25 protein-coding genes are annotated in these 21,155 nt (G+C 36.6%); 8 read left to right on the top strand and 17 right to left on the bottom strand.

What is annotated here, in order from left to right; genetic code table 11:
• The first annotated feature begins 77 nt into the window (after positions 1 to 77).
• From ACSYTE_RS01850 to ACSYTE_RS01840, 3 genes are all read left to right on the top strand, one after another.
• The gene (locus ACSYTE_RS01850) at positions 78 to 1,448 is read left to right on the top strand and encodes a class II fumarate hydratase (RefSeq protein ID WP_491717023.1); all 1,371 of its coding nucleotides are present in this window, start codon (positions 78 to 80) and stop codon (positions 1,446 to 1,448) included.
• Between the two features lie 21 nt (positions 1,449 to 1,469).
• Positions 1,470 to 1,598 carry a hypothetical protein gene (locus tag ACSYTE_RS01845; protein WP_491717022.1) on the top strand — a complete coding sequence of 43 codons (129 nt, stop codon included), beginning with the start codon at positions 1,470 to 1,472 and terminating at the stop codon, positions 1,596 to 1,598.
• A 177-nt stretch (positions 1,599 to 1,775) separates the two neighbouring features.
• On the top strand, positions 1,776 to 2,780 hold the full coding sequence (locus tag ACSYTE_RS01840; RefSeq protein ID WP_491717021.1) for a GH25 family lysozyme: 1,005 nt from the start codon (positions 1,776 to 1,778) through the stop codon (positions 2,778 to 2,780).
• A gap of 99 nt (positions 2,781 to 2,879) precedes the next feature.
• Here the strand turns inward: ACSYTE_RS01840 and ACSYTE_RS01835 are convergent, their stop codons facing one another.
• The 8 genes from ACSYTE_RS01835 to ACSYTE_RS01800 all read right to left on the bottom strand — a co-directional run bounded on the left by ACSYTE_RS01835 (position 2,880) and on the right by ACSYTE_RS01800 (position 7,942).
• A complete protein-coding gene (locus tag ACSYTE_RS01835) occupies positions 2,880 to 3,350 on the bottom strand; it encodes a C40 family peptidase (protein WP_491717020.1) in 471 nt (156 codons plus the stop codon).
• Between the two features lie 191 nt (positions 3,351 to 3,541).
• Entirely contained in the window at positions 3,542 to 3,772 is a 231-nt protein-coding gene (locus ACSYTE_RS01830; RefSeq protein WP_491717019.1) for a PspC domain-containing protein, read from the bottom strand.
• A gap of 18 nt (positions 3,773 to 3,790) precedes the next feature.
• On the bottom strand, positions 3,791 to 4,477 hold the full coding sequence (locus ACSYTE_RS01825; protein ID WP_491717018.1) for a CPBP family intramembrane glutamic endopeptidase: 687 nt from the start codon (positions 4,475 to 4,477) through the stop codon (positions 3,791 to 3,793).
• 13 nt (positions 4,478 to 4,490) lie between these two features.
• The gene (locus tag ACSYTE_RS01820) at positions 4,491 to 5,243 is read right to left on the bottom strand and encodes a sulfite exporter TauE/SafE family protein (protein ID WP_491717271.1); all 753 of its coding nucleotides are present in this window, start codon (positions 5,241 to 5,243) and stop codon (positions 4,491 to 4,493) included.
• A gap of 90 nt (positions 5,244 to 5,333) precedes the next feature.
• Complete coding sequence (locus ACSYTE_RS01815; RefSeq protein WP_491717017.1) at positions 5,334 to 5,735, bottom strand: DUF3021 domain-containing protein; 402 nt, start codon at positions 5,733 to 5,735, stop codon at positions 5,334 to 5,336.
• Positions 5,732 to 6,187, bottom strand: coding sequence for a LytTR family DNA-binding domain-containing protein (locus ACSYTE_RS01810; protein ID WP_491717016.1), 456 nt, complete (start codon positions 6,185 to 6,187; stop codon positions 5,732 to 5,734). Before ACSYTE_RS01810 ends, ACSYTE_RS01815 begins: the two co-directional genes overlap by 4 nt.
• A complete protein-coding gene (locus ACSYTE_RS01805; RefSeq protein WP_491717015.1) occupies positions 6,177 to 7,052 on the bottom strand; it encodes an ABC transporter permease in 876 nt (291 codons plus the stop codon). Before ACSYTE_RS01805 ends, ACSYTE_RS01810 begins: the two co-directional genes overlap by 11 nt.
• Complete coding sequence (locus tag ACSYTE_RS01800) at positions 7,052 to 7,942, bottom strand: ABC transporter ATP-binding protein (RefSeq protein WP_491717014.1); 891 nt, start codon at positions 7,940 to 7,942, stop codon at positions 7,052 to 7,054. The genes ACSYTE_RS01805 and ACSYTE_RS01800 overlap by 1 nt, the downstream gene beginning before the upstream one ends.
• Before the next feature lie 180 nt (positions 7,943 to 8,122).
• Between ACSYTE_RS01800 and ACSYTE_RS01795 the strand changes: the two genes are divergently transcribed.
• Positions 8,123 to 9,073, top strand: coding sequence for a hypothetical protein (locus ACSYTE_RS01795; protein ID WP_491717013.1), 951 nt, complete (start codon positions 8,123 to 8,125; stop codon positions 9,071 to 9,073).
• 56 nt (positions 9,074 to 9,129) lie between these two features.
• On the opposite strand, the gene ACSYTE_RS01790 is transcribed toward ACSYTE_RS01795, so the two are convergent.
• The 5 genes from ACSYTE_RS01790 to ACSYTE_RS01770 all read right to left on the bottom strand — a co-directional run bounded on the left by ACSYTE_RS01790 (position 9,130) and on the right by ACSYTE_RS01770 (position 13,854).
• Entirely contained in the window at positions 9,130 to 10,032 is a 903-nt protein-coding gene (locus ACSYTE_RS01790) for a CAP domain-containing protein (RefSeq protein WP_491717012.1), read from the bottom strand.
• 22 nt (positions 10,033 to 10,054) lie between these two features.
• Positions 10,055 to 10,957: a CAP domain-containing protein gene (locus ACSYTE_RS01785; RefSeq protein ID WP_491717011.1), complete on the bottom strand. Its 903-nt coding sequence runs from the start codon at positions 10,955 to 10,957 to the stop codon at positions 10,055 to 10,057.
• Between the two features lie 83 nt (positions 10,958 to 11,040).
• On the bottom strand, positions 11,041 to 11,943 hold the full coding sequence (locus tag ACSYTE_RS01780; RefSeq protein ID WP_491717010.1) for a CAP domain-containing protein: 903 nt from the start codon (positions 11,941 to 11,943) through the stop codon (positions 11,041 to 11,043).
• An 83-nt stretch (positions 11,944 to 12,026) separates the two neighbouring features.
• Complete coding sequence (locus ACSYTE_RS01775) at positions 12,027 to 12,929, bottom strand: CAP domain-containing protein (protein ID WP_491717009.1); 903 nt, start codon at positions 12,927 to 12,929, stop codon at positions 12,027 to 12,029.
• A 22-nt stretch (positions 12,930 to 12,951) separates the two neighbouring features.
• Positions 12,952 to 13,854: a CAP domain-containing protein gene (locus tag ACSYTE_RS01770; protein ID WP_491717008.1), complete on the bottom strand. Its 903-nt coding sequence runs from the start codon at positions 13,852 to 13,854 to the stop codon at positions 12,952 to 12,954.
• Positions 13,855 to 14,242: 388 nt separating this feature from the next.
• Between ACSYTE_RS01770 and ACSYTE_RS01765 the strand changes: the two genes are divergently transcribed.
• The 4 genes from ACSYTE_RS01765 (at position 14,243) to ACSYTE_RS01750 (ending at position 17,230) form a co-directional block, all read left to right on the top strand.
• Positions 14,243 to 14,743, top strand: coding sequence for a hypothetical protein (locus ACSYTE_RS01765; protein ID WP_491717007.1), 501 nt, complete (start codon positions 14,243 to 14,245; stop codon positions 14,741 to 14,743).
• A gap of 702 nt (positions 14,744 to 15,445) precedes the next feature.
• Positions 15,446 to 15,985: a hypothetical protein gene (locus ACSYTE_RS01760; protein WP_491717006.1), complete on the top strand. Its 540-nt coding sequence runs from the start codon at positions 15,446 to 15,448 to the stop codon at positions 15,983 to 15,985.
• Between the two features lie 85 nt (positions 15,986 to 16,070).
• A complete protein-coding gene (locus ACSYTE_RS01755; RefSeq protein ID WP_491717005.1) occupies positions 16,071 to 16,493 on the top strand; it encodes a ribonuclease H family protein in 423 nt (140 codons plus the stop codon).
• A gap of 212 nt (positions 16,494 to 16,705) precedes the next feature.
• On the top strand, positions 16,706 to 17,230 hold the full coding sequence (locus ACSYTE_RS01750) for a hypothetical protein (protein WP_491717004.1): 525 nt from the start codon (positions 16,706 to 16,708) through the stop codon (positions 17,228 to 17,230).
• A 1,075-nt stretch (positions 17,231 to 18,305) separates the two neighbouring features.
• Here the strand turns inward: ACSYTE_RS01750 and ACSYTE_RS01745 are convergent.
• From ACSYTE_RS01745 to ACSYTE_RS01730, 4 genes are all read right to left on the bottom strand, one after another.
• Complete coding sequence (locus ACSYTE_RS01745) at positions 18,306 to 18,629, bottom strand: carboxymuconolactone decarboxylase family protein (protein ID WP_491717003.1); 324 nt, start codon at positions 18,627 to 18,629, stop codon at positions 18,306 to 18,308.
• Positions 18,629 to 19,066, bottom strand: a complete 438-nt coding sequence (locus ACSYTE_RS01740; RefSeq protein ID WP_491717002.1) for a cupin domain-containing protein — start codon at positions 19,064 to 19,066, stop codon at positions 18,629 to 18,631. Before ACSYTE_RS01740 ends, ACSYTE_RS01745 begins: the two co-directional genes overlap by 1 nt.
• A 14-nt stretch (positions 19,067 to 19,080) precedes the next feature.
• Entirely contained in the window at positions 19,081 to 19,488 is a 408-nt protein-coding gene (locus tag ACSYTE_RS01735; RefSeq protein WP_491717001.1) for a MerR family transcriptional regulator, read from the bottom strand.
• Positions 19,489 to 19,597: 109 nt separating this feature from the next.
• Entirely contained in the window at positions 19,598 to 21,154 is a 1,557-nt protein-coding gene (locus ACSYTE_RS01730) for a hypothetical protein (protein ID WP_491717000.1), read from the bottom strand.
• Position 21,155: the final 1 nt, after the last annotated feature.

Genomic DNA, 21,155 nt, shown 5'->3' with positions numbered 1-21,155 from the left:
TAAATCTGCTTAAGCTTTGACATGTTTTTAATTCCCTAATTATAATTAGAAGTAAATTAGTTAAGGAGTTGTTTAAGTTGGAATATCGAATTGAAAAAGATTCACTTGGTGAAGTAAAGGTCCCTAAAAATGTCCTCTGGGGGCCCCAAACCGAACGCAGTCATAATAACTTTAAGATTGGCCAAAAGATGCCAGACGAGGTGATTGATAACCTCCTGCAAATTAAAAAGGCTGCAGCAATCGTCAACCATCAAATTGGGAACTTGGATGCAGAAAAGCAAGATTTAATTAGTACTACGGTTGATCAAATCCTAAGTCAACCGCATCAAGATGCATTCCCACTCGTGGTCTTCCAAACTGGTAGTGGGACTCAAACCAACATGAACGTAAATGAAGTGATTGCCCACATTGCCAATCAAAAGGCAGGCACTGCGGCCATTCATCCAAATGATGATGTGAACCGATCACAAAGTTCGAATGATACTTTTCCAACTGCAATGATGATGGCAGCAACCCAATCCATTGATCAATTAATTCCCGCCCTCGCTGATTTAATCGATGCATTTCAAAAGAAACAATCTGAGTTTGCCGAAGTGGTTAAAATTGGCCGCACCCACCTACAAGATGCGACCCCGATCACCTTTGGGCAAGAAATCAGCGGTTGGGTCAGTGCACTACAACATGATTTAGACTACCTTAGGGACAACCGCGATACCCTATTAGAACTACCGATAGGTGCTACGGCAGTTGGGACCGGTTTGAACACCCCCGCTGGTTTCGATCAGGCAATGGTAGAACAACTAAGCAAACAAACGGCAATTCAATTTATAGTGGCCCCTAATAAATTTCAAGGGCTGGCTAACCACACGGGGATTACAATGGTGCATGGAATCCTTAAAACGCTTGCAACCGACTTGATTAAAATTGGTAACGATATTCGATTCCTAGCTAGTGGGCCACGTGCAGGCTATAACGAATTGAACATCCCAAGCAACGAACCCGGTTCATCGATTATGCCTGGAAAGGTCAATCCAACTCAAGTCGAGGCATTAACGATGGTGAGTGCTCAAGTGATTGGCCATGATACAACCATTAACATTGCAAATAGTCAGGGAAACTTCGAAATGAACGTTTATAAACCCGTTATCATTTACGACTTTTTAGATAGTAGTAATTTATTAACTGAGGCCATCAACTCATTTAACGAACACTTGGTCCAGGGATTATCGATCAACCAATCTCGCATGACTGAACTTGTCGATAATTCACTAATGCTAGTTACTGCCCTTAGTCCACACATTGGGTATGAACGCAGTGCCAAAATTGCCCAAAAGGCGCAAAAAGATGGTTCTACGCTTAAGGCTGCTGCATTAGCAAGTGAGGTCACAGAAACGGAATTTAATCAATGGGTCAACGCTAAGGCCATGACTAACGTTAAGCGAAATTAAGATAGAAAGCGAATTATTATCATGAAATATTTTACAGGTAAAAATCAGGAACACCGTGCCAATAAGGTCAATGCTAAGGAACGTATCAAATGTTTTGGCTGGGCTGCACTGGTAACTGCCATCTTATTTTTATGGCGATATATTGATTAAGAAAGGGGAATTAACCGTTAAAATGGTTAATTCCCCTCTCTTAATAATTTTCAATCAAAATAAAACTATTACCATAAAGTTACAATCTGGTTTTAAAACGATTGCAAGGCCTTTTTATCCATTCTTTAATGTTAAACTAGTCCATAGTAATTAAAATAATATGGAGTGAAAGAAATAATGAATAAAAAGTTAAAAATGCTTTGCAGCTTGGTCGTAGTTTTAGGGCTCGCCATTGTTGCACCGATATTCAGCGCTACTGCTAGCGCTGCAAGTAAACCGATCTACGATTTATCTGAGTGGCAAGGTAATCTAAGCGATAGTCAAGCTAAGAGGTTAAAATCAGAAACTGAATTTTTAATCTTACGGGTGCAATACGGTTCTAGTTATAGTGATCGTGTGTTCCAAAATAACGTTAAAAAACTTTCTAAGTATGGCGTTAAATATGGTGTTTACAGTTACAGCCTTTATAAGAACGCTAACTCAGCGGCTAACGAAGCATCTACCTTAATTAAAGCCGCACCGAAAGCATTGTTCTACGTTAATGATGCAGAATCAAATAACGTTACATCTGGGACGATGAATGGTGCAACGGTCGCATGGGCAAATCGGGCTCGTCAATTAACTGATCGACCAATCGTGCTTTACAGTTACCAATCATTCATGGGGAACTTCACCTCTGCTAAAAGTGCTTACGATGCCATTTGGTTGGCAAGTTACACTTCGGTTGCGCCATCCACTAGTTACAAGTATGACTTATGGCAATATACCGATAAGTATTATAGTTCTGCATTAGGCAAGCGCGTGGATGCAAGTAAAATCCCTGCTAATGGAAAGCCACTTTCATTTTGGATCGGTGGTAGCACTACCTCTGCTACTGCTAGCCAATCTGATTCCGCTTCGAAGGTAAGCACAACTGTTAATAAGACCGTGCAGAATCCACACGTTGTCCAAATTTCATCAAGTAATTACATCTCCACTGGAACCGAATTTAAGGTTTTGAGTAATAACTTAAATGAATATACAGATGTTAAATTAACAAATCGGGCATCAGTAACACTCCATAAGGGTGATACAGTTAAGGGAACCCCAGTCAAGTTTGGTAACACTTACAGAATTAAGACTGCTAATGGGACTTACTTCTCTGCTAACAAGAACCTAATCGAAATTGTAAACATCAAATAAAAATAAAGCCGTTGATTATAAAATAATCAGCGGCTTTATTTTTTTGGTTTCAAAAAGGCGGAACCGTTTATTTACGATTCCGCCTTATTTATTGATCAATTAAGGTCTTGAATATCCAACGATACTCCACCATGGAGCATCAATGCTTTCGGTAATTACCCCATTATTTTGGGCATCGATCATTTGCCCATTTCCGATATAGAAACCAACGTGGCTAATTGAACTTGAATCATCGCCGAAGTATACCAAGTCACCTTTCTTAAGGTTACTTCTTAATACTGGCTTAGTCGTATTGTATTGTCCCTGAGCTGTCCGAGCAATTGAAACGTTCGCTTTTTGATATATGTATTGAGTAAATCCTGAACAATCAAATGAAGTGGGTCCAACAGCACCGTAAACGTATGGTGAACCTAGCTTTGATAAAGCAACTTTGTATGCTACTTTGACCGCTTTCTTGCTAGCAGCATTAGCGGCTGGTTGATGTACTGTAGTCGCACCTGCAAAAATGGTAACTGAAGCCAATGGTACTAAAATCAATTTGATTATTTTTTTATAATTCAATATCTTCATCCCCAAATAAATGATATTTTGATTAGTTTATTATTCATAAATCTTTAACTATTGTCATTATAGGAAAAAAATAATACTAAATTAAAACAAAACTAATACAGACTGATTTCAATATTGTTACATTCAAGTTACAAAAAAATTTAATAAACAAAAAAACTCCGGATGTTTCATCCAGAGTTAGTCTTAAAGATTTAATTTTTGGAATCATATTCATCAGCATCGATATTCCGACGGTTAGGCTGATCAGGGATTATCAATGTCGCAACAATGTAAAAAAAGATGCCTGGAAAGAAAACACTAAAAATCGTAATTGCCGCATATAAAAGCCGCACCCATGTTGCATCCCAACCAAAGTATTCGGCAATCCCACCAAGCACGCCTGTCAAAATCCGTTGGTTTGAACGGTATAATTTCCGATTCATTCTAATCTACCCCCTGCTTTATTTAAATAGTAATGGTAAGAAGGAAATTGATGCTAGAAGGTTATTTAGCATGTGGAATGTAATATTCGCTTTAATCGTCCCCGTTTTACGGTAGATAAACGCCATTCCAGCACCCATTGAGGCGTAAACCATAAATAAAAACGGATTACTAAATGCATGGGCGGTCGCAAATGCTGCCCCACTGATCACCATTGCCCAAAGCGTAGAAACATTACTTAATAATCCATCAATAAGCATCCCCCGAAATACTAGTTCTTCAAGTACTGGCGAAAGGACGATAATCCCTAATAACATTGAGTACAGAACAATTTTATTAGAAGACAGTAAACTATTAATTGCATTTTGGTTACTGGATTGTTCTTGATTGAAAAACTTTTGCGAGAATAAAACCATTGCGACACTAAATACCCTCACAATTAGAAATACTGCAATCACCGTCCAAAATGCGTTACCATTCATTTTACCAATGGGTGCGGGATGGTATTTTCTGTAATAATGCCAAGCAACTGCAATCATTACCGCATAAAAAATGAAATAGCCAACCACCAATAAGAGCTGTGCCACTGGTTGATGATAGCTATTAACCAGTGCAATCGGCACTTGAATAAATTCAATCAATAGTACCATGATGATCATTAACAAAATCCGATTGCCGTATTCCCCGATGCTAAGTTTTTTGTGCAATTCAAACTCCTCCTTAAATAATCGTCGTGATTGCCATAATAATCATAACAATCCCCATAATCGGCCGCAGCGTTTTGGTGACCTTAAGCGGATCGAAGTGATTTAAAACAAATGGCATTAGTGCAGCTCCGGCAATTGCCCCAATCATTAATGCTGAACCTGGCAACCATGCGATCCGCCCAGCAGTAGAGTGCATTACAATGCCCACGATCGACGTAATGATCAATACATATGAAGAGGTGGCTGCTGCTTGCTGCATTGATAAGCCCATCAATAACATCCCCGCTACTAGCGGACTACCACCACTTAATCCGGCGATTCCTACCATCAGTCCACTGAGGGCCCCAAAAAAGAGGGCTTTTCCTAGACTTAATGCTGGCCCAATTGCTTGTTGATCAGCTGAACGAGGTCGGAAAGATTGCCATAGAATCTGAGCACCTAAGCAAAGGAACAAGAGGAACAACAAAACTTTATAAACGGTTTCAGATAAATAACCCGCTAAAATACTACCAATCACGGTAGCCGGAACAGCGGTAATCAACATGCGATTGCCAAATTTGAACTTCATATTCCCGGTTCGGTAGTGGCTGTATGCACCGATACATAATGACGGTAAAGCCGTGAACAATGACGTTGCTGTTGCACTGGCTGGTGAAATGTGCATTAAACCGGTCAACACGCCCAGGTAAAATGCAGCTCCACCGCCCCCCATTGAGATGATAAATCCGCCAATAATAAATCCAATGATAACCAATAACAATAAAATCATACTAAACTCCTTGTGTTATATTATTTACTAATATAACACAACAGTCACCCCAATTATGGCGTGACTGCTAAATATTTATTAAATTGATTAACGCTGGTTTTGCTTCCGCTTTTGAATCAGACGGTTAACATCACTGGCATCGCGCGCATAGATTTTATACTGAACAACTACGATTATCACATATACGATTGCCAACATAATAATAAACGAAATCCAGTTATCGATCCAGTGATTATAAATTCCGGTCACGATCACTAAAACGTTCGTTCCGAGGTAATGAATCACTAATTTAGCTAGATACGGTAAGTGGCTATAGCGAAAAATCATTGATAACTCACCGATCAAAAAGCTCATTAATAAGGTGGTAAGGATATCCGAGCGGGTAATTAGCGATTGGCGATAAACGGCGGCACTTAACATAAAAATGAAAGAGCCAATACACATTCCAATTAACCCAAATCGAACACACTCTTTCACTATTTTTTTCACATTCGCAACCTCGCTTTCAAATCTGGTAGGTATTTTCGACTAACGTTCAACTTCACTTCATGGTCTAAAAACGCCGTCATATTACCAGAAAAGCCGGCTTCCAATGAATTGAGATGGTCAATATTAATTGCGGTCCCCCTAGCAATCTGGATGAACCGCTGGTCATTAATCTTTGCTAAAATATTCTTCAACTGGCCGTGAAATGAATATTGATGGTTCGTAGTTGCAATCGTTAGGTCACTGCCGAAGACTTCGATCGAAATAATATCATTTAAATTGACCATTTCGACTCGGTCATCAATGGATAACGGCAGGACCGAAGCTGAATTGGTTGGTATTTCGGCCAATCGATTGATCAATTCCACGACTTTTGGTGTTAGCTGCTTGGCACTAACTAATAGTTTGATTTCATCTGGTGATAGTTGATCATCTTGGTGAAAATCAACTTGCATGGACCCCAACTTCTTTCGTTCTGAGATAGTTTGCTACTAATAAAGATACAATAAATAGCAGTAAGAAACCACCCAAAACGAGCAGAACATCTGTAAATGTTAGTAGGGTACTCTTAATTTTTAAGTCGACGCCCATCGAAAGACGGAAGTTTTTAAGCACGGATGCGGGTAGATGCTTAAATGAAGCATGTAGTTGTTCCTTCATTAAAACATCCCGATATGCAGCTGAAACGTATGGTGATGGGGTAAACTTCATAATCGTTTGTGCAATACTAGGCATCGTACTGATTGGCACGTACACCCCTGCCATGAAACCAGAAATGGTTCCGATGATCGAAGATACGGTTGGGACCATCTGTTGTTTATTAATAAACGAGTAGATCAATAGGTTAAATGCCGTCCAGACAAAGCTACTGAACAACGCAATCAAAAAGATGGCGGCACTTTGGTCCCAGGCAATCTTGATGCCATCGACAAATTGGAAGTAGATACTCATGATCAAAAAGGCCACGATTTGGTTCAAGGTCCCGATGACGACCGCCCCAACCAAATAGCCCATTTGAATCTGGTTAGTTGATAGATCGGTCATTTCAAGGTCGTTTAAATGATTATCTTCACGGTCCTTGACCATTTGACTAATGGCCGCCCCAATTGAAGTCAATCCAGTGACCGATAAAGTTCCCCCAATCAACCAGGGATCCAAAAGCTTGCTGGTTCCTGGAACCGACTGCCATGATTGTTGCATCCCGTTCTTTAAGAATAGTAGGTATAGAACAAATGAAATCAATGCCGCAAAGATGGAGAAGAAAACCACGCTGCGGTTGGCAAAATAGATCGTTAAGTTCCGTTTAATCAAATTAATCATTATCTGATCTCCTTTCCAGTTAGGGCGACAAAGATGTCGTTCATATCGCCACGTTTGAGTTCCATTTCTTTGATCAAAGGCCGCGCGGTGTTCAAGAATTGAATCGTTGCATCGACATTTGGTACCATTATTTTTACCTGATGCCCATCGACCTTCGTTGGCCAATTCTGATTGACTAGTGCAACCACTTGGTCAACGGAATCAGTCGTAATCGTCAAAACGTCCTTAGCGTACTTTGCCTTTAGATCAGCAACGGTATCATCCGCAATGATTTGACCGTGGTCAATGACGTAAACGTAATCGGCGATGTTAGCCTCTTCCAGGTAGTGGGTCGTCAAAATGATCGTGAGCTGATATTGCGCTCTGAGTTGGTTTAAGACTTCCCAAATTTTATTACGCGTCTGGATATCCAATCCCGTTGAGGGTTCATCTAAGAACAACAAGCGTGGTCTATGTAACAATGCCCGTGTGATATCGACCCGCCGCCGTTGCCCACCAGAAAGTGACCCGTACTTTTGCTTGGCAATCGAAGTAATATCGAACGCCTTCATTAGGCGATCAACAAAATCATAGTCGATGTGCTTATACATCCCAGCCCGCCACATTAAGTTCTGTTTCACAGTCAAGTCGCGATCTAAAACACTGTCTTGGAACACGACACCAATTTGATGACGATATTCATGTTGATTAGGTTTTAAGCCATCTAAGCTAATCGTACCTGCCTTGGGCTTTTTGATACCCGTCAGCATATTAATCGTCGTTGACTTACCAGCCCCATTTGGCCCTAAGAATGCCACCAATTGACCAGCTTCAATTTTTAAATCAATATTGTTAACAGCTATTTTATTGCCATATTGTTGGGTTAAACCATTTACTTGTAATAATGCCATTACGATTCCCTCATTTCGATTTATGATTATTATCATTATAGCTACAAAATAATCTAAAATCGTTGATTATTGGCAAGTGGTTAAAATCAGCAAACGAGTGGTAAATAAGGATAAATAAAATCAAAATTTGCAACTAAGGTGTTAAAATACATTTAGAATACTTTTAAAGGGATGATTTATGTGGACGTTATCACTACTGAGCAAGTTGAACAATTAGATGGAAATAAAAGGTATCAATTTAGTGGGACTTATGCAGGAGTTTATCTACCTGTAAGTTCACCAAAGGATTCAAATGAGCATTATATTAACACCCGAATCCTTTTAAAGGATTTAAACATTACAGTAAACAATCAAGTGTTTTTGTTCAATCAAATTGGATGCGTTCCATACAGTAGTTCAATTCAAGAGTTGGGTAATCTCAACGAGGGTGATGCAATCAGTTTCCAAGCTAAAGTTGCCCCGATGAATTATAGTTCTCTACAATCATATAAAATCAATGACAGAAGCGATTATCATGTTGCTGCCCCTTATAATGCAACCAAAAATGGTAAAAGCGGATCTAGGAACAATATCCTAATGGATGAATATTTTCTACCGGGTTATTTTCTAGATAGCAATTATCCCTTAATTGTAAATATGGATGAACTAAATCAATATCCCAAAGCTAAAAGAATCAAAATAAATATGTATAAATCAGACTTTTTTGATGTCCCCTTAGCAAATAGGGGTAAGCGTGAAATATGGGAAACCATGAAGAAGTTTCGTGATGAGAATCCAGATCTTTTTTTTAACGCTAATTTAATTACCGACGAATATGGTAGAGAGTATGATTTTATTAAAGCAAAGAATATTCTTACTAGTGACGAAGAAATTAAGTTATGTTCGCAATTAATCGACTATTTAATGGACGGTGACCCAATCGTGCGCCAATTTTTATCTCCTAAACAAACCGAAGCTTTTGAGGCGGGAGAGTTTGAGTATTTAATACATTCAAAAGAATCACTAATTAACGGGGTAAAACGGAAGCAAAGGAAATTTAGACATTCTCTAGCCTATTATAATAATAAGGTCATTACTAATAAGGATGTTTGTGATATATTAATTCAGCAACAAAAAACGCAAAATGGTTAAATGTATAAAAAAGCGAGTGATGATTATCACTCGCTTTTAGATTTGTAATATTGATTCTATTCGAATAAAATAGTTTGGTAATATAGACCGTCATGGTAAGTGGTTGCTATGGCCATTTGTGTAGCGTCACTTCTTAAAATATTTTCACGATGTCCCCAGTTTTCACCAACGGCATCGTTATACATGAATTCGTTAATTATGTTAATTATGCTATCTCTAGGATTATCAGTTGATCCATTATCAGCAATATTTTCTCCCATTACATAATCATTCCATCCGTGTTGTTGAACTAAATTATCTACTTTCCAGGTTCCATCACTATTAAAATGGCTCATATTATTTGTTTTTTTAACACTTTGAATATTTTCTTGATTTCTTTCTTGAGCTAAAATGTAAAGGTGATCATTCCAGGTTAATGTTTTTTGATCATGTTGATTGCGAATATAATTTACATAATTAAGTCCGACGTTTTGATTATCAGCGTCAGTAATAGTGGTATTATTTTTATTAGGATTCTTTTGGAGCATTAAATCTGATGCTAAAACCCAATATTTTTTTCTAGGATTATTGAATTTAACTTGGTAATACATAATGCCCCAATTACTCATGAATTTTTTAATTACTGTTCCTTTAGTTTGATTTGTAATTTTTCTTGTTCCATATTGAGTATCAGTTTCATTTGTTGGTAATTGAGTAAATTGCAAACTGGTATTAGAAAGATTATAAATTACTTTAGTTCCTTTTTTATAATTTGCGTTAGCCATGTATGGATTGGGGTCATACATTAAATAACGATTTGGTAAATTGACATTAAAGTTATTTAAAATCGTGTTGATGACACGGGGGTCGCCACCTGCTAATGGATTGCTATCAGCATGGACGTTAGTAGCGACGGTGTTAAAGGTCAAGACGGTGATCAGAACAGTCATAAAGCTTACAAGTGTGTTTTTAATTTTCATTGTAAAAATCTCCTTAGCTATTCTATTCGAATAATGTTGTTTGGAAATATTTTCCGTTAGCATATGTTGTTGCTGTTGCCATTTGAGTGGCATCACTTCTTAAAATATTATATCTGTGACCCCAATTTTCTTCAACAGAGTCATTGTATGTTAATTCATTAATCATATTAACAATGGTTGTTCGTGGTGTATCTGAAGAGTAGGTATTAGAGATATTTTCACCGATAATGTAATCATTCCATCCATGTTGTTGAATTAGTTGGTCTACTTTCCAACTACCATCGGAATTATAATGTGATTGAGTTCCATTTGTTTTCCAAGTATTAATATTTTCTTGGTTACGTTCTTTTGCTAAAGTATAAAGATGATCATTCCAAGTTAATGGGTTTTGTCCGTGTTGATCACGTACGTAATTAATATAGTTTAGTCCAACGTTTTGATTATCTGAGTCAGTAACGTTAGTATTCTTTTTATTGGGGTTCTTTTGTAGGTGTAAATCAGCGGCTAGAACCCAGTAAGCTTTTTTATGATTATTAAATTTGACTTGATAATATACAATTCCCCAATTACTTAATTTCTTTTTAATAATTGTACAATTTGCTATTTCTGTAATGACACGAGTTCCGTATTGGGTATCTGTTTCATTTGTTGGGAATTGTGTGAATTGTAAAGTTGTATTTCCACAAGTATAAATTACTTTAGTTCCTTTTTTATAATTTGCGTTACTCATGTATGGATTGGGGTCATACATTAAATAACGATTTGGTAAATTGACATTAAAGTTATTTAAAATCGTGTTGATAACTTTTGGATCACCACCAGCTAATGGATTGCTATCAGCATGTACGTTCGTCACGATGGTACTAAAGGTCAAGACGGTGATCATCACCGTCAAAAAGCTTAAAAGTGTGTTTTTAATTTTCATTGTAAAAATCTCCCTTGTTTATGCATTTATATAAACGTTTATGTACAAAAAGCAGTGAAGAGTCACTGTTTTATAGTTCGATGCTATTCGAATAACATGGTTTGGTAATATAAGCCATTACTATAAGTTGTTGCCATAGCCATTTGTGTCACGTCAGATCTTAAAATATTGTAACGATGTCCCCAGTTTTCACTAAACGCATCGTTGTATGTGAATTCGTTTATCATGTTGATCATAGTATCGGTGGGTGTATCAGATGAAGCTGTGTTAGAAATATTTTCGCCTATTACATAATCGTTCCAACCATGTTTTTGAATTAAGCTATCAACCTTCCAGCTACCATCAGCATTGTAATGTGAAGCAGTTTCAGTTTCTTCCCAAGTTTGGATATTTTCTTGATTCCGTTCTTTAGCTAATTCATAAAGATGATTATTCCAAGTTAATGTGGATTGTCCGTGTTGATTACGAATGTAGTTCACATAGTTAAGTCCGACATTTTGATTATCTGCATCAGTGATAATGGTATTATTTTTATTTTTATTTTTTTGTAAGTGTAAATCGGCAGCCAAAACCCAATAGTTTTTTCTAGAGTTATTGAACTTAACTTGGTAATACATAATACCCCAATCACTCATTTGTTTTTTAATAATTGTTCCTTTTGTGTTAGACGCAATTTTACGAGTTCCATATTGTGTATCCATTTCACTTGTAGGTAATTGGCTGAATTGTAAACTAGTATCTGAACGATTATAAAAGATTTTAGTGCCCTTTTTATAATTGGCATTAGCCATATATGGATTAGGATCATACATTAAATAACGGTTTGGTAAATTGGCATTAAAGTTATTTAAGATGGTATTAATAACTTTTGGATCGCCCCCTGCTAATGGATTGCTATCAGCATGTACGTTCGTCGCGACGGTGTTAAAGGTCAAGACGGTGATCAGAACAGTCATAAAGCTTACAAGTGTATTTTTAATTTTCATGGTAAAAATCTCCCTTGTTTATACATTTATATAAACGTTTATGTACAAAAAGCAGTGAAGAGTCACTGTTTTATAGTTCGATGCTATTCAAATAACATGGTTTGGTAATACATGCCGTGACTGTAAGTTGTGGCCATTGCCATTTGAGTAGCGTCTGTTCTTAAAATATTGTTACGATGACCCCAGTTTTCAACAAAGGCATCGTTATACGTAAATTCGTTGATCATATTGATCATAGTATCGGTGGGTGTATCAGATGAAGTAGTAGCTGCAATGTTTTCACCTAATACATAATCATTCCATCCATTTTGTTGAATTAAAGTGTCTACTTTCCAGCTTCCATCAGCGTTAAAGTGTGACATTTCATTATTGTTTTGCCATGTTTGGATATTTTCTTGATTCCGTTCTTGAGCTAACGTATAAAGATGGTTATTCCAAGTTAATGCTGATTGTCCATGTTGATAACGAATGTAATTGACATAGTTAAGTCCTACGTTTTGGTTATCGGCATCCGTAACTGTTGTATTATATTTATTATTATTTTTTTGTAGCATTAAATCAGAGGCTAGAACCCAATAAGTTTTTCTAGGATTGTTAAATTTAACTTTGTAATACATAATACCCCAATCTGTCATGTATTTTTTTACTACGGTTCCTTTAGCATTATCTTTAATTTTACGGGTTCCATATTGTGTATCAGTTTCATTTGTTGGTAATTGAGTAAATTGTAAACTTGTTGTTGAAAGATTATAAATGACTTTAGTGCCTTTTTTATAGTTAGCGTTAGGCATATATGGATTAGGGTCATACATTAAATAACGATTTGGTAAATCGGTACTAAAGTTATTTAAAATTGTGTTAATAACTTTTGGATCGCCACCTGCTAATGGATTGCTATCAGCATGGACATTCGTCGCTACGGTACTAAAGGTCAAGACGGTGATTATCACCGTCAAAAAGCTTAAAAGCGTGTTTTTAATTTTCATTTTAAAAATCTCCTTGTTTATTCTATTTGAATAACATGGTTTGGAAGTACACGCCGTTACTGTAAGTGGTTGCCATAGCCATTTGAGTAACGTCAGATCTTAGAATATTGTAACGATGCCCCCAATTTTCACCGACTGCATCGTTATACATGAATTCGTTTACCATATTAATTATTGTTGTTCTTGGTGTGTCAGAGGAAACAGCATCTGAAATGTTTTCTCCTGCTACATAATCATTCCATCCGTGTTGTTGAACTAAGTTGTCTACTTTCCAACTGCCATCAGAATTAAAATGATCAATACTGCGATTATCTTTAAAAGTTTGGATATTTTCTTGGTTGCGTTCTTGTGCTAAGGTATAAAGATGATCATTCCAAGTTAATGGGGCTTGTCCGTGTTGATCACGTACGTAATTAACATAGTTGAGTCCGACGTTTTGATTATCAGCGTCAGTAATCGTAGTATTGTTTTTATTAGGATTTTTTGGTAAATGTAAATCTGCTGCTAGAACCCAATATGTTTTTTTAGGGTTATTGAATTTAACTTGATAATAAACAATTCCCCAGTCGCTCATTTTCTTTTTAATAATTTTACCAGTTGCAATTCCACCAACGTTACGAGTTCCGTATTGTGTATCTGTTTCACTTTCAGGGAATTGAGTGAATTGTAAACTGGTGTTTGATCGACCATAAATTATTTTAGTACCCTTTTTATAATTTGCATTAGACATGTATGGATTAGGATCATACATTAAATAACGGTTTGGTAAATTGACATTAAAGTTATTTAAGATGGTATTAATAACTTTTGGATCTCCACCTGCTAATGGATTGCTATCGGCATGGGCGGTCTTCGCGACAGTACTAAAGGTCAAGACGGTAATCATAACAGTCATAAAGCTTACAAGTGTGTTTTTAATTTTCATTGTAAAAATCTCCCTTGTTTATGCAGTTATATAAACGTTTATGTATCAATGTTTCAAAGCATCTGCTATATTTTTAATTATATCATCTAACTTAAATATGTTATAAAATTCAAATAAATATTTGTGATAATATATTATAAAATAATTTTAATCAATCTACTTCAATCCATTAAAATCACATCAGAGATGTTGTTAAGAAATCTTTTGACAAACAGTTGTGCATTTAGACGAGAATTAAGGATAGAATATGTAGTTATACAATTGTTGACTATGAGACTGGAACCAAGGAAAAGCTGGAAAAATTGTACTTATTTTTTATTTTAAAATTTTTATACATCGTAATATACTATTAATTGTAAAAGTTAATTAAAATATCGGAGGAAGCCACATGAAAATAAACAATCTAGTAACAGCATCAATCGTAGGAATAGCTTTATTCACAACTGGAGCATCATTTACATCTGCAAATGCTAGTACGTGGCATAAGGGCGTCCCTAGTGCAATCACTAATGATGAAAAGCACACTTGGTTGAGCAATAAGAAGATTAAAGGAAAGAATAATCTTTATTATCGTACGAATATAAGCTTTAACTATGGGACTGTGGCTTCTGATGCTAGCGTTTTCAAAAATAACGGAAAGGGTTATAAAACTCTGCACTCTGCTTACCCAATCTTAGGGGTTCCATATTATAAGAAAACAGGTAAGAGCACCTACCAATTAAAAGCAACTCACACTCAATCTACATCAGATGCTAAAGATATGATGAAAGTCACTAAAAGTGGCAAGCATTTAAAGATTTGGTTGAAAAATACTAAACAATGGAAATTCTTAGGAACTTTTAAATTAGTTAAGGATGAATTTACCTACAAGGTTGATCCTTTCAAATAATCAAAACCCGCCATGAACGTGGCGGGTTTTTTTATCAACAGCTAGTTTGACAAGCACATTTGTTTAGGTGTAAAATTGAAACAATACTAGGTTTGGTGGCACTATATAGCTACCCGTAGATTTCTGCGTGAGAGGTTAAAGCAGCCTAACCATAAAATGTTTCGTGAGTGAAAGTAATTTCATTCCGTAAGTGCTGGACATGCGAACGACAAATACAGCACAATAAACAAAATCTCTGTTAGGGCAATGCCATTGATTGAAAAATCACGAGCTATGAGGGTAAAAATAAGTAGTTCCATAATGATCGTTAATCGAAAGTTATGTTGGCTGATGAGCAGAAACCAGGTGGGGCTGGCTGCTTGTAAGGACGTTTTTACTATAAATTATAGGAGAAATATTATACATAATTAAGTTTTACTATTTAAAAAAATAATATTGAATTGATAAGTGGACTCCGCTTAAGTACGCGGAGTCTTATGACCATATTTGTAATAAATGTTATATGTTTTATATTTAAGTTTATTACTAATAATATCTTATGTTTATTCCACTTAAGTACAAGTGGATTCGCAATAGCTATTCATCAATATGCACAATCAAGGATAATGAATACAAAAATTTAATATGTAACTATTAAAAAGTAGCTGTAATGTGTTTGCAACTGCTTTTTTTGATATCAATTTTAGAAAGGATGCTTCTAATATGAAAACTGAAGATTTCTTAATCGAGCTTCAATGTACTAATGACCCAATTGCCTTTAACAAAATAAAATCCCTATTAGATAATATCATTTTAATAAACAGTGAAAGTCCTAATAAGGAATTCCAGCTTTCAAATAATATTGATCAAAATAAGGATTGGAAAAGGTTAATGATTAAAATGAACCTTCTTGCAATCACAAGCAATCATTCTCAATCAGCAACAAGAGTTTTAAAATTTCAATATGAAACACTGCTACTCAAAACTTTCTCGACCAAATTGATTGCACCGAATCGAGTATATGTTAAATGGATGCCAAAAGATCAAATGTATTGTATGAAGAATACTGCATTTAATAAAGCTTTTCGTGGTTATCGAGCGCTTTACAATCATTTTGAAGCCATTAATCATAAAATTGTATTCTATGATAAAGATGAAATCTTAAATAATAGTTTTGATAAATATCCAAAATCAATTACTTATAGCGAATTCGTAAATCGGCTCAACAAGTTGAATAACACTCTTCATTATTCAGAAGAATAGCATTGAGTAACTAGTTCTGGTGAATTTAGGAGCGTTCGATTCGTTCCCTAGCTGTTAAAATTTATAAATCAAAAGGAGTGATAACATGGGAGAAATAAAAATATATACTAGATCAAATTCCAAGACAGTAAATAAACCAAAGGGAAAGTCTTTTACCTATGACTATGTAATTGAATTTGATACAGCAAGTGGTAGTAATCGCTTACGTCAAAGTAGTAAGCATCCGATTAGAAACTCAAATCGAAATCAAATGGCGGTTTATGCACTTTATTATGCATTGATTAAAGCCAGGCAAGATTTTAATCTCAGTAATAATAATTTATACGTAACCACTAATTCAAAGTTTGTCTATAATGCAACAAATTCATGGTTAAACAAGTGGTTAAAGAATAACTTCAATGGTATTCAAAACGCTAAACAGTGGGCAAGCATCGTTAAAATGTTAGCTAGTGCTAATTCATGGAAACTTGAGTTAGTTGATTTCAATCAAGCCCTTAGCCACCATTAAAAAGATCAATCTTCAAATGGGACTGTGGGTTAGGTGCGCCCACAGTCTAAAATCAAATCTGTAAGGATTGAAACATAAATATTTTAGAAAGCAGTGGTAATAATTATGAACCATTGCTTTTTTGAATTAACTGAAGTGCGGCTAGAAAGGCAGCCGCACTAAAACCAATTATGAAAGTTATGAAAGTTATTAATAGAAAGGAAGTTTTATAAATGAACACTAAAGAAGTATTGAATAATATTAACATTACATCTAACCCTAATGAACTACAAACTATTGTAAATGCAGTTGAAAAAATTAAAAATGATAATCAACTAGATAAGAAGCTACTCTGTTCCCCTAATTCAGATAACAGTCCAGCTTGGCATCAACTGTTAACTAAAATGAACATTCTGCCCAGCACTAGTAATTATTCTGGTTCAGCAACTAATATTTTAAAGGATAGATATAAAAAAAGATTATTAGAGTTATTTGAAACTAAGATTGACCATTCAAATGAAGTTAATATTAAAATCAATTCTAGTCGAGATGGTTATTGTATTAAAGATAAGTATTTATTGAATTCATATAGAGGATACTCTTCAGTTCGCCACTATACCAGTCAGATTAAATCATTAATCTCATTTTTTGATAAAGATGAAATCATTAAGATGAAGTTTAATAGCTATCCTAAGGCAATCACATACAAAGAGTTTGTAAATCGATTTAATGCATTGAGTCAACTTGTTCAACAATAATCTAGAATTCAAGGCTAGGTTATTAACAGCTAGTTTCGGCAAATCCAGGAGCGTTCGACTCGTTCCCTAGCTATTAGGTGTGTTCATCCCACCTATCATCAACTCCTTTCCAATTTGATATAGTCTATTATTTGGTTACGGCAGCTAGTTTCGGCAAATCCAGGAGCGTTCGACTCGCTTCCTAGCTATTAGGTGTGTTCATCCCACCTATGATCAGATTCCTTTCTTTTGGACATAGTTTATTATTTGGTTACGGCAGCTAGTTTCGGCAAATCCAGGAGCGTTCGACTCGTTCCCTAGCTATTAGGTGTGTTCATCCCACCTATCATCAACTCCTTTCCAATTTGATATAGTCTATTGTTTGATTACGGCAGCTAGTTTCGGCAAATTTAGGAGCGTTCGACTCGTTCCCTAGCTATTAGGTGTGTTCATCCCACCTATGATCAGATTCCTTTCTTTTGGACATAGTTTATTATTTGGTTACGGCAGCTAGTTTCGGTAAACTTAGGAGCGTTCGACTCGCTTCCTAGCTATTAGGTGTGTTCATCCCACCTATCATCAACTCCTTTCAAGTTTGATATAGTCTATTGTTTGATTACGGCAGCTAGTTTCGGCAAATTCAGAAGCGTTCGACTCGCTTCCTAGCTATTAGGTGTGTTCATCCCACCTATGATCAGATTCCTTTCTTTTGGACATAGTTTATTATTTGGTTACGGCAGCTAGTTTCGGCAAATTTAGGAGCGTTCGACTCGTTCCCTAGCTATTAGGTGTGAACTCCCACCTATAATTAGACTCCTATTTCATAGCAATTACTATTTGATTATGGCAGCTAGTTTCGGCAAATTCAGGAACGTTCGACTCGTTCCCTAGCTATTAGGTGTGAACTCCCACCTATAATTAGACTCCTATTTCATAGCAATTACTATTTGATTACGGCAGCTAGTTTCGGCAATTTAGGAACGTTCGACTCGTTCCCTAGCTATTTTTAAATATAAAAGCACGTCATCTGATTTTTCGGATAACGTGCTTTTATTTTTTATTCTACCATTAAATTAATATCATTTAACGTTCGTTGCTATTTGGTAGCTCCGTATACTTCCTTTGCAATTCCGAATGCTGACCATGCTTTAGGCCAACCAACGTAAAAGGAGAGGTGGGTGATCATTTCAGAAATTTCCTCTTGGGTAATGCCGTTGTTTTTACCAATCGTCATGTGGGGCTTCAACTGAGCGAAGTTACCACCTGAAATCAAAGCGGAAATCGTGATCATGCTCCGATCATGCGCGGAGAGTTTATCCGTTCTGGACCAAACTTCCCCAAATAAAACATCATCGTTCAATTCAGCGAACTTAGGGGCAAAATCACCTAAGTTATCGTGTCCAGCAGTTTGTTTAGCCATTACGCATTCTCCTTTCCCTGCTTAAATGCAGCTTCAAATTGTTCGTCTGAAACGGCTTCGAGCCATTCTGGGGTCCCAGTGGTGATCGCAACGTGGGCAAACCAACTATCTGGGGTAGCGCCGTGCCAGTGCTTAACACCATCGTGAGTAACAACAACGTCGCCTGGATGAAGTAGTCGTGCAGGCTTACCAGCTTCTTGATAAAGGCCCTCGCCACCTGTGACCAACAAGATTTGGTAGCCATCGTGGTGAATATGCCAGTTATTCCGACAACCTGGTTCAAAAGTAACATTTCCAACGCCTACATTAACTTCTTTTTCGGGGCTCACCAATCCATTTAAGTAACTTTGGCCCGTAAAATATTTTGCGTATGCATCATTTTTGGCCCCTAAACCGAATAGGCCACCGTTTTGTTTAACATCTTCATTTTTTGCCATTATTCAACATCTCCCTAATTATTAAATCGTTGTAAGTAGTGTTCAAAATCCTCTGAGACAGTATGATTGAGCTTACCATCATACCAATCGATCTTATGCGATAACACGGCCAGATTGGCTTGCATCTCACGGATTTGAGATAAACTACGGGCTTTGACTGATGCCAATAGTTTACGTCGTTCCGAAATCGTCCCATCCCCCTGTGCCCGTAACTGGACATAGCGTTTGATTTCTTCCATCGACATCCCAGTCCCCTTGAGGTGCAGTAAAAAGCCGATCCACTTAACATCTTGTTCAGTATAGTAGCGGCGGTCACGCTCATCGCGATCTGGTACGATCAAATGCTCTCTTTCGTAATATCTCAGTGTATAGGTAGTCAGGCCAACTAAGTTAGCGAATTCGCCAATTGAATATCTTTGCATTGCAAAACTTCCTTTAATCAATTGATTAGTTTTAATTTACCACTTATAGTTAACTTTAAGTCAAGGATAAAGGACTAAAAAAAGCCGCTTCATTCGAAGTGGCTTTAAATCAATTGTTCCGTTCGTATAAGTAGTACTTTAGAACGTATTGTTGAACAGAAGACGTATATTTTAAAACCGTCGCAGTATCAACTAGGTGGTAGTGACGTCGCAACGTTTTATTGGATAATTTCTTTAACGAGCGTTTCGTGGCGCTGCCAGGTTGATCAGGCGGTAATGAGATCGTCAACACAAATTTATTTTTTAATGAACGGAGCTGTTGGCCCTGTGAGTGTTTCATTGGTGGATAGTCCAAATTATTTTGCACAAAGTACTTTGACTGCGGAAGCGTTCCCAAAGTTGTATATAAGCTCACGTCAATCGTCCGATACGCCAGCAATGAACGGTCACTACTACGGTTAATCAGCTTAGCGAAGCGTTGCTGATATGGCACCGTTGCTTGATGATCAACACTATAAATTTCATTATGCGGATATAGTTTTGAATAACGATAATTATGGTTGGTAGCCAATAAACCACACGCTGAAAGTATCACTAATAGGCAAATCAAAAATGGATTTTCAATTACCATCTTAGGAAGTCCCCTTTGCAACAAACTTCCGATAATCACCACAATCAAAATGCTAAAAACAGAAATTAAAGTGTAATAATAAGTGGCCGTTACCTTTACGGTAATAATCGATAATGTTTCCAAAACTAAACTGGTCAATAATGCACTTTTAATCGTCCAGTTCACCTTTGGTAAAATTAAAATTGCTAGCATCGTTGCCAATACGATTATTTCGACCCATCGGGCGACCACATCAGTTTGCGGTAATTTAATCAATTGGGTTAGATCAAAATTACTGTGTTGATAGTATTTTACGTTGAACCAAAAGTAGACCTTCAGCATCGTAAGTAAACTACCGTGCAATTGATACAAAATAAGTATTGGTAACGTAACGACTGCATACCCCAGGAATCCCCATCCCATTAGTTTCAACAGATCTCGATATCGTTTTTGCAATAGGTAGGCAATCATTAGCACCAATCCAATCCCAAACCATGGAAATAAAAAGGTGTACTTGATCCAAAATGCGACCCCTACAAAGCATCCCTGAATAAACAAAGTGGACTTAGTAAATTTTAGGTCTTGATGTTTGAGCAACTGATAAATCATCAATAGTAAAAATGGAATCACAATGCTCTCTGGAGTATCACCATGTTGGAAGAAATATTCATTGAACATCAGTGGGATTATAAACAAACTCAATGGATATGCTAAGCGGCGACGCATGAAATGATTCAAGATGCAATAGGATAAAACTAAATCAAGGCACAGCAAAAGCGATTCTAGTCCGTAGATTAAAATAAACGAACGATAACTAATTAATGCGTTCAATGAATATAACAGATAAATTAGCGGGCCCCGATTATCAAATAAATTTTGGTATGGCATTAAACCATGCAAGGACCCCTTTCCAACGGTCATCATTATGTTGGCGTCTGGAGATGGGTTCGTGGCATAGAGTGGTGAAGAAGTAGATAAAAAAAGCATTAGGAAGAAACTCACCAATAACGTCCCAAGTAAAGTTGGCCAGTTCAGCCCTGTGTATTGTCGTTTCATT

It is taken from the genome of Nicoliella sp. ESL1120 (assembly GCF_058508515.1).
The sequence above is the reverse complement of the archived record's forward strand: the minus strand, read 5'-3'. Positions and strand labels throughout refer to the sequence as shown.

Bases quoted from the DNA above. Each gene is read 5' to 3' on its own strand.
- ACSYTE_RS01800 (WP_491717014.1), bottom strand. From the start codon at position 7,942: ATGGCATTATTACAAGTAAATGGTTTAACCCAACAATATGGCAATAAA.
- ACSYTE_RS01755 (WP_491717005.1), top strand. From the start codon at position 16,071: ATGGGAGAAATAAAAATATATACTAGATCAAATTCCAAGACAGTAAAT.
- ACSYTE_RS01765 (WP_491717007.1), top strand. From the start codon at position 14,243: ATGAAAATAAACAATCTAGTAACAGCATCAATCGTAGGAATAGCTTTA.
- ACSYTE_RS01840 (WP_491717021.1), top strand. From the start codon at position 1,776: ATGAATAAAAAGTTAAAAATGCTTTGCAGCTTGGTCGTAGTTTTAGGG.
- ACSYTE_RS01735 (WP_491717001.1), bottom strand. From the start codon at position 19,488: ATGCAAAGATATTCAATTGGCGAATTCGCTAACTTAGTTGGCCTGACT.
- ACSYTE_RS01835 (WP_491717020.1), bottom strand. From the start codon at position 3,350: ATGAAGATATTGAATTATAAAAAAATAATCAAATTGATTTTAGTACCA.
- ACSYTE_RS01730 (WP_491717000.1), bottom strand. From the start codon at position 21,154: ATGAAACGACAATACACAGGGCTGAACTGGCCAACTTTACTTGGGACG.
- ACSYTE_RS01845 (WP_491717022.1), top strand. From the start codon at position 1,470: ATGAAATATTTTACAGGTAAAAATCAGGAACACCGTGCCAATAAGGTC.
- ACSYTE_RS01810 (WP_491717016.1), bottom strand. From the start codon at position 6,187: ATGCAAGTTGATTTTCACCAAGATGATCAACTATCACCAGATGAAATC.
- ACSYTE_RS01785 (WP_491717011.1), bottom strand. From the start codon at position 10,957: ATGAAAATTAAAAACACACTTTTAAGCTTTTTGACGGTGATGATCACC.
- ACSYTE_RS01775 (WP_491717009.1), bottom strand. From the start codon at position 12,929: ATGAAAATTAAAAACACGCTTTTAAGCTTTTTGACGGTGATAATCACC.
- ACSYTE_RS01745 (WP_491717003.1), bottom strand. From the start codon at position 18,629: ATGGCTAAACAAACTGCTGGACACGATAACTTAGGTGATTTTGCCCCT.
- ACSYTE_RS01805 (WP_491717015.1), bottom strand. From the start codon at position 7,052: ATGATTAATTTGATTAAACGGAACTTAACGATCTATTTTGCCAACCGC.
- ACSYTE_RS01830 (WP_491717019.1), bottom strand. From the start codon at position 3,772: ATGAATCGGAAATTATACCGTTCAAACCAACGGATTTTGACAGGCGTG.
- ACSYTE_RS01760 (WP_491717006.1), top strand. From the start codon at position 15,446: ATGAAAACTGAAGATTTCTTAATCGAGCTTCAATGTACTAATGACCCA.
- ACSYTE_RS01770 (WP_491717008.1), bottom strand. From the start codon at position 13,854: ATGAAAATTAAAAACACACTTGTAAGCTTTATGACTGTTATGATTACC.
- ACSYTE_RS01780 (WP_491717010.1), bottom strand. From the start codon at position 11,943: ATGAAAATTAAAAATACACTTGTAAGCTTTATGACTGTTCTGATCACC.
- ACSYTE_RS01790 (WP_491717012.1), bottom strand. From the start codon at position 10,032: ATGAAAATTAAAAACACACTTGTAAGCTTTATGACTGTTCTGATCACC.
- ACSYTE_RS01750 (WP_491717004.1), top strand. From the start codon at position 16,706: ATGAACACTAAAGAAGTATTGAATAATATTAACATTACATCTAACCCT.
- ACSYTE_RS01740 (WP_491717002.1), bottom strand. From the start codon at position 19,066: ATGGCAAAAAATGAAGATGTTAAACAAAACGGTGGCCTATTCGGTTTA.